A 6,382-nucleotide genomic window follows, 5' to 3' on the forward strand; every position below is an offset into this window, starting at 1 on the left:
CGGTGCGTGCGATCGGCGTGCGGTGCGGAGGGTCATGTGGCGGAGCCACCTGTCCCTTCGCACCGTGCGGCGTGGGGGTCCCCCCGCTCGAGCGAAGGGGACACAGTTTAGAGGGAACCTAGCCGTGACCTGCGAAAACGGCCGCATACGGGCATTCTAGGGGGTCAGAAACCGTGACCAGACCGTGACCGGTCGCATGTCTGGACGCGCACAGCGAGGCGCCCTCAACTGCGCGCCTTGCTCGCACAGTTGGGGGCGCTGGGACCGTCCCGGACGGGGGCACCGGGACGGGGGTCATGCGTTGCTGCCCTTACGCCTCGCAGCGTCCCGGAGCGGCAGCCATCGGGGGTGTTGCAGGTGGGGAATTTTCCCCAGTAGCGCGCGCTAGGCGCCCTGGGCTGCGTCGCCCTCGCGGTACGGGTTGCCCTCCGCAGGGGTCACGTGCCAATAGGTCTCGACCATGGCTTTGAACTGACGATGCGTCGGATTCAGGCCCGTGTGTTTCAGCGCCCAGACCTCAACTGGCGGGCACTCATTGTCAGTTGGCTTGGCTTCCGCACCACAGTCCATGCACACAGCCGAGTAGATCGCCTGCGGGGCGCCCTCGCCGGTTTCCGGCCCGAGCGTCCATTCCGCAGCTTTGATGATGGAACGGGTCACAGTTCCCCCCTGCTGCGCCGGTTGGCTTCGGCCACAAGGAAATGCAGCCTGATCCTGCTGCCCTTGCCCTTGCAGTGCGGACACGCGCAGGGCGGATATCCGCTGGAGAGATCCGGCACCTCTGCCGGTTTCACCGTGTGCTTTCTGCGCACCTCAGTGCGGACGCCGGTTTCCGGATTGATCCGGTACACCTCAATGGTCATCACTGGGCATTCCCCCAGGGGCCTGCCCAGGGGTGCGCCTGGGCGCCTGTCCGGCCGTTTCTGGGCGCCTCGCCCAGTGCTGCCACGTACGGCCGGACGAGGGCGCCCGTGTGCTCCCATGCCTCCTCGTGCTCCCAGTCGCGGGGCGCGCTGGGCTGCGCCTGTACGGGCGGGGCGTGCCTGTCCCTGCGCGTCCTGCGCGCCGTGACCAACCGTGCGCCCCAGACGTCCGGCCTGGGCGCCGTGCGGGGCGCCCGGGGCGCCTCCTGGGGCGCGTAGGCGCTGCTGTGCTTGCCGGGGGCGCGTCGGCCGCGTAGGGCGTCTCTCACCCGTTCGAGGGTCCGTGATAGGACGTTCACTGTCAGCGCTCCTCTGAAGCGTTGGCCAGCCCCCGGCCGGTCGCACGGTGCGGGGGCGCTTGCTGTCTGTCCACGCTTCCGTTTGGCTGAGTCGCTGCCTAGCGGCCCCATGTAGGCCCGTTGTAGGCCAGACTTGAGGCATGCGCGGAGAAGCAGCGGCCCACATGATCCGGCGCCTAAGCCTGGGCAAGGGGTGGAGTCAGGAGCGGCTAGCCAATGAGGCATGCCGCGCGGCAGGGCTGCCGCCCGACTCCCTTAAACGGCAGGACATTTACCGCTATGAAAAAGGGAAACGCACTCCGCGCGAATGGCTGCCATTCCTTGCCGCAGCCCTGGGCGTGCCAGTGGTCGAGCTTGAACAGGCAGCGGCAACGGGCGCCCAGGACAGCGCCCCGGTAACCGTCGCTGACTTCCTTCCGGACACTGACCCGCTTACTCCTCTCAAAGTCAGGAAGGGGCGCCGTATTGGGGCAGGTGATGTGACAGACCTAGCCGGACGTGTTCATGGGCTGCGCCTCGCCGATGACGTCCTAGCGGGTGGTGACCTAATCGGGCCTGCCCTGCGTGAGCTGAAATCCGCCGTAAAGCTGTACCGCGAGGGAAGCCACACGGAGGAAGTCGGGCGCTCCTTGCTTTCTCAGATTGGCGAGTTGGCGCAGATTGCCGGTTGGATTGCCTCTGACGCTGGGCGCCATGACGAGGCGGAACGCATTTACAAGCTAGGCATAAGCGCTGCCCAACAGGCAGAGAATGCAACCCTAGTCGGCAATCTCGCCGGATCACTCGCCTATCAATACAGCAACACGGGACAGGAACGGGAAGGGTTGTTGCTTTCCCGCGCAGCGCTAGAGCAGGCAGGCGAGGACGCGCCTCCGAAAGCGCGCGCGCTATACCTCGACCGTGTCGCCTGGGCGCATACCAAAGCCAATGAGGCGCAGCCCGCAATGCGCGCCCTGGGCGAGGCATCGGCAGCGTTGGCCGAAGAAAGCGAGGCGAGGGAATCGCCCCAATACCTCTATTGGGTTGAGGCAGGCGAGTTGCAAGTCATGGAATCGCGCGTCTATACGGAGCTGAAACGACCATTGCGCGCCGTGCCGTTGCTCCGGGAAGTCCTCGCCCGGTACGACGCCACACACACGAGAGAGCTTGCTCTCTACCTTTCTTGGCTTGCCGTTGCATTGGCGGATGCCAATGAGCCAGAGGAAGCGGCAGCAACTGCCCAGCGGGTCATAACGCTTTCTGCGGACGTTGCGAGTGAACGAACGGCGGAACGCGTCAAAGTCGTTCTGAATCGGCTAGAGGAATATCGGGACGTGCCGGAAGTGCGGGAAGTGCTCGACGAGGCAGCCTGAAACACAGAGATAGGCCCCCTCTCACCCTCGCGACAGGCGAGAGCAGGAGGGGGCCGTTTCTGTGTTGCCTGTCACCGTTCACATGTCAGGAGTAGATACCGCTGCCGCTCGTAAATGGCAGCCTTGATTGTCTCGACCTCCGCGCAACGCTGCACCCGCTTGTGTGCCTGGTATTCCCGCACGTTGGCGAGGACCCAACGCGTACGCTCCTCGGAAAGGGGACTGCCGACAGGCGGCCCCACTCCGCAGGGAACACAGAGGCGCCCCGCATAGCGGCTGCCTTTTCCACCCTGCCTGATTTCAGTGTGCCTGTTTCCATCGCTATTTCACCTCCACTGACGGCGCCTTGTTTTTCGCCGCTCCTCGCAACGCCCCGACTGCCGCAGCAACTAGCGACCCCTCCTCGCTCGGCTCGACATAAGCAAGCTTGACATAGTCACGGCTGCCCATGAATTCAGGACGAGGATTACGGCGCTCGTACATAGCGCCTGCGTGCATGGCGCCCTCGCGTCGAGCGGCTGCAATCTCGCCCGGAGAAAGGGGGCCGTCCGCCCCAGGCAGGCGCCCACGTCGCATTGCTCGACGCGTCTCCTTTTCCTGCGCCTTATCGGCGCCTTCCTTTACCGCAGCGTCTCGACGTTGCGCCCATTCCTCTACGGCTCGCAGATGCTCACTTACAGCGTTCGCATGTTCCTGCGCACGTCGAGCCGTGCCGGACACAAAGGCGCGCGCGTCACTCTCGCTTATCGCAGGGTGCCCCGCCCAGTCATCGCGAATGGTCATGCCCAGTTCTTCGACCTCCGCGCGCACCTTCAACGCGGAGCGGCGAGTTTCCTTGGCTACCTCGGCGAGGGGTATCAAACAGTCACACATATGTCTCTCCTAATGGTCGTACGGGAATGGCGCGGCTGCCCTTTCGAGGGCGCCCTAAACGGCTCCGGAATAGCGAGTGCCGGCGGAGCGGGAACCTTGATCAACAGTGCTGGCTTAGGCAAGATCACTCGCCGACTTTCAGGCACACAAATAAAACAGTTATGGGCCGGGGCTGGGAAGCGTGCGCCACTAAAGACCGGGGGTGCGTCGCAGGGTCAGAGGGTCCTGTTGCATCCCTTGCGCATGGCCTGATAGCAAGATCCGCACATGCCTTGCGTGTGTTGCATGTTTGGGCAGTCTGGGACTGTGCATGGTCCGAGTCGTTTTGCCCGTGCGCGCCGGTAGTGGATTGAGCACAAGCCCAGGGCGAGGACGTGCCCATTACATGATCGGATACGGCATTCGGTGTTGTTCATGGCTGCCTCTTGCTGTGTCGGCGAGCTGCCGTCGAGGGCGCCCAGGAATGGCGAGGCCCGGCCGTTCCCTGTCTGTGCGCACTTGTTTTGGGACCACGATTCGAAGTTCTTTTGGCTCCACCACGGGGTCGTAGGGGGCGCGTTGGGGTCCTCCTGCGCCCCCTATTCCAAGTTCTCTTGGCCCCACTTCGATTGAGTGGTTCCGTGGTCGGCGGGGGCGCCGGAGAACGCATTCACTCAACACGGGGACGCCTCCACCGGGTTGCCGCCGCCCTCCCGCGACGAAGCCCTCGGCCACCGAAGCGGTGACCGAGGGGTCCAAGCCGGGCTGGTTACGGCCCGGCGGTCGGTGGTGCTGGAGGGGGCACGGTGCCCGGAGTGTTCTCGGAGTGCTGCGACTCCCAGAAGCGCCCAGTGCTCGGAGTGGGCGTGACGTGCTGCTCCTCCACCGTTGGGCGGGTCGTCCACCACAGCACAGCCACCAGCGCAACGGCACACGCACCGCCAGCGAACAGCCCAACCGGGAGGCGCCGTGGGGAGCGCACCAGGCGTAGGCCCAGCCAGCCTATGCACGCCCCTGCGAAGACCGCGATTGTGGAGTTGAGGTCGCCGTTCTTGTAGGTGATCATCAGGGCGTCGTAGTTGGTGAACAACACCAACAGCGTTGCGTAGAGCACCGCGACGACCGCACACGCTCCTTCCAGCAGGCGCAACACGCGTCGGCCTCCGCTCATGCATCTCCCCTCGCCTCGCCGACCGTATCGGTCGCCAGCCCCCGGTCATACCGGTGAGGCCAGATCAACTTGGTACATCAGTGGGGCCACAACTCGTCCGTACCGTGGAGCCCAAAGAAGTGCGTATAGACACCCGTCCCAGGAAAGGGACAGGGGCGCCGGTGGCGGCCCGTTACGCGGCCGTACAGCCCTTGCAGCCGGTCTTGTGCATGTGGGCACGGTCGGCAGGGTCGACGCGCTTGCCCGGACCAACCGGCATGATGCGCACCTCGCCCAGCACCGAGGGGGCGAGCACCATGCGCGCGACGGCACGCCGAGCAGCCACGGGGGCGGCGGCCCAGCGTCGTGCCACGTCCTTACCTGGCCTGATCATGTCGGCCAGTTGCGCGGGCGCCCTCAGCTTCTGCTCCTCGGCCTGAAGACGCGCTATCTCCTCGGTGAGAGAGTCCACCAGGCGCCCCACCGCGAGCGCCTCGCCCACCGTGGCCGTCTTCGTGCCCTCCGCCTCGCGCCGCTCGCCCTCCAGCCGTTCCCGCTCGGTGCGGATCTCCTCGGCGCGCGCCTCATCCTCCGGCGCAGCGGTGAACGCCCCATATACCCGGCTCTCGTCGGCAAGGAAGGACAGGATCACGCCGGGGCGCTCCGCAGTGCCGATCAGGTACTCATCAATGCGCGCACGGGGCACACGGACACACCCATGGTCGCGGCACTCGTAACTGGGCACGCCCTTGACCTGTACGGCACGCATCGGACCGCCACACTTGCCGCACCGGATGATCCGGGTCAGTTCATGCTGGGCGCGGCCGTCCGGGCGCCGCTTCTGGCTCTGTGTCCTGGTGTTGAGCATGCGGACCACTGCCCCGGTAGTCCGCCTCTGAGATGAGCCCCTGCCACGTGCCGGGGCGCTCTGTGCCATGGTGCGAGCGGATACCGGCGTACGCAGGCTTGACGGCCATGCTCCGCAGTTCCCTCAGAAGCCCCCTAGCCGCACGCATGCCGCAGCGGGGGCGGGACCCAGCCAGGTGGAGCGGGCGCCCGCAGCCGGGGCAGCCGTGCGCACGCGACGCGAAGCGGGACGGGCCTGCACCCGCGTACGGCGAGCAGGGGCCGTGTCGGGGGGTGTCGTCCGCCCGCAGCGGTTGGCGCGTCAACGGACAGTCCGCCGGCGTCCAACGTCCAACCCCATCGCGCCGTTCCGAGGACGGACACCCCCCGGCGCGGCCCCGAGCCACAGCCCACGCGAAGGCGTAGTAGACGCGCACCCCCACCCGGCGTCAGGCGCAGCGCACGCACCCACCCCCGGCGATCAGCCGCCTACACCCGCCGCCCCCCACCGGCCCCCGCCCCCAGCGCCCCCCGCTGCGGCGCGATCCCCGCCGGTACCGCCCGTTGCCTGGCGGGCGTGCCCGTCCAGCAAGTGCCGCGGCGGGACAGCAGGCGGCGCAGCCACAGCTCCAGGGAGACCAGGTCCGCAAGGCCGTCCAGGGGCAGGGGTTCACCCGCCGCCGCGCCACGCAGTGCCTTGCGGACCACGCGGGCCTCGACCAGGCCCGCCTCCGCGAGCAGCGGGGTGTCGAACAGGGAGACCAGGGAGTCCGCCGCCACGCGCAACCCCGTACGTTCGGCGGCCGCCGCGGTCGCCTGGGTCGGGGCGCCGTAGCCGGGCGGCAACTCCCGGACACCGGCTCCTTCCAGCACCGTACGCAGGATCGCCGCCCGCGCCCCCGGCCGCACCCGCAGCGCCTCGGGCAGCGCCCTGGCCGCCCGGACGACCTGGTTGTCGAG

Annotated in this window: 7 protein-coding genes and 1 pseudogene; 1 reads left to right on the forward strand and 7 read right to left on the reverse strand. The window is 67.1% G+C overall.

Annotated features, from left to right (window positions below):
* Window positions 1-384 precede the first annotated feature (384 nt).
* Genes ABZ281_RS32525 through ABZ281_RS32535 form a run of 3 tightly spaced genes read right to left on the reverse strand, consistent with a single transcriptional unit; the run spans window position 385 to window position 1,192 of the window.
* Window positions 385-660, reverse strand: a complete 276-nt coding sequence (locus ABZ281_RS32525) for a hypothetical protein (RefSeq protein ID WP_356661346.1) — start codon at window positions 658-660, stop codon at window positions 385-387.
* Complete coding sequence (locus ABZ281_RS32530; protein ID WP_356661348.1) at window positions 657-863, reverse strand: hypothetical protein; 207 nt, start codon at window positions 861-863, stop codon at window positions 657-659. Before ABZ281_RS32530 ends, ABZ281_RS32525 begins: the two co-directional genes overlap by 4 nt.
* A complete protein-coding gene (locus ABZ281_RS32535) occupies window positions 863-1,192 on the reverse strand; it encodes a hypothetical protein (RefSeq protein WP_356661350.1) in 330 nt (109 codons plus the stop codon). The genes ABZ281_RS32530 and ABZ281_RS32535 overlap by 1 nt, the downstream gene beginning before the upstream one ends.
* A gap of 170 nt (window positions 1,193-1,362) precedes the next feature.
* On the opposite strand from ABZ281_RS32535, the gene ABZ281_RS32540 reads away from it, so the two are divergent.
* Window positions 1,363-2,574 carry a transcriptional regulator gene (locus ABZ281_RS32540; protein ID WP_356661352.1) on the forward strand — a complete coding sequence of 404 codons (1,212 nt, stop codon included), beginning with the start codon at window positions 1,363-1,365 and terminating at the stop codon, window positions 2,572-2,574.
* Between the two features lie 321 nt (window positions 2,575-2,895).
* Here ABZ281_RS32540 and ABZ281_RS32545 read toward each other — a convergent pair whose 3' ends face one another.
* The 4 genes and pseudogenes from ABZ281_RS32545 to ABZ281_RS32560 all read right to left on the reverse strand — a co-directional run.
* The gene (locus ABZ281_RS32545) at window positions 2,896-3,447 is read right to left on the reverse strand and encodes a hypothetical protein (RefSeq protein ID WP_356661354.1); all 552 of its coding nucleotides are present in this window, start codon (window positions 3,445-3,447) and stop codon (window positions 2,896-2,898) included.
* Between the two features lie 748 nt (window positions 3,448-4,195).
* Window positions 4,196-4,597, reverse strand: a complete 402-nt coding sequence (locus ABZ281_RS32550) for a hypothetical protein (RefSeq protein WP_356661356.1) — start codon at window positions 4,595-4,597, stop codon at window positions 4,196-4,198.
* A gap of 172 nt (window positions 4,598-4,769) precedes the next feature.
* Entirely contained in the window at window positions 4,770-5,444 is a 675-nt protein-coding gene (locus ABZ281_RS32555; RefSeq protein WP_356661358.1) for a zinc ribbon domain-containing protein, read from the reverse strand.
* 467 nt (window positions 5,445-5,911) lie between these two features.
* A pseudogene (locus tag ABZ281_RS32560) lies at window positions 5,912-6,382 on the reverse strand (asparagine synthase); the annotation flags it as partial.

The organism is Streptomyces sp. NPDC006265 (assembly GCF_040613555.1).
Lineage (GTDB): Bacteria > Actinomycetota > Actinomycetes > Streptomycetales > Streptomycetaceae > Streptomyces.